Origin of the sequence: Vallitalea okinawensis (assembly GCF_002964605.1) — a bacterium.
GTDB classification, from domain to species: domain Bacteria; phylum Bacillota; class Clostridia; order Lachnospirales; family PQDH01; genus Vallitalea_A; species Vallitalea_A okinawensis.
This window is the reverse complement of record NZ_PQDH01000061.1, coordinates 1-591: the sequence shown is the minus strand read 5'-3', so window position 1 is coordinate 591 and position 591 is coordinate 1. Positions and strand designations below refer to the sequence as shown.

1 rRNA gene is annotated in these 591 nt (G+C 53.0%); it reads right to left on the bottom strand.

Going from position 1 to position 591, the window contains the following annotated elements:
* Positions 1 to 591, bottom strand: a 23S ribosomal RNA gene (locus C1Y58_RS26290); the annotation flags it as partial.

Below are 591 nucleotides of genomic sequence, written 5' to 3'. Positions count from 1 at the left end.
TAGGTCAAGACCTCGACCTATTAGTACTGGTCAGCTGAACGTATTGCTACGCTTACACCTCCAGCCTATCTACCTCGTAGTCTTCGAGGGGTCTTACTCACTTACGTGATGGGATATCTTATCTTGAGGGGGGCTTCACGCTTAGATGCCTTCAGCGTTTATCCCTTCCGAACTTGGCTACTCTGCTATGCACTTGGTAGTACAACAGATGCACCAGCGGTTCGTCCATCCCGGTCCTCTCGTACTAAGGACAGCTCCTCTCAAATATCCTGCGCCCACGACGGATAGGGACCGAACTGTCTCACGACGTTCTGAACCCAGCTCGCGTACCGCTTTAATGGGCGAACAGCCCAACCCTTGGGACCGACTACAGCCCCAGGATGCGATGAGCCGACATCGAGGTGCCAAACCACTCCGTCGATGTGAACTCTTGGGAGTGATAAGCCTGTTATCCCCGGGGTAGCTTTTATCCGTTGAGCGATGGCAATCCCACTTTCATACCACCGGATCACTAAGTCCTACTTTCGTACCTGCTCCACCCGTCGGTGTCACAGTCAAGCAACCTTTTGCCTTTGCACTCTGCGAATGGTT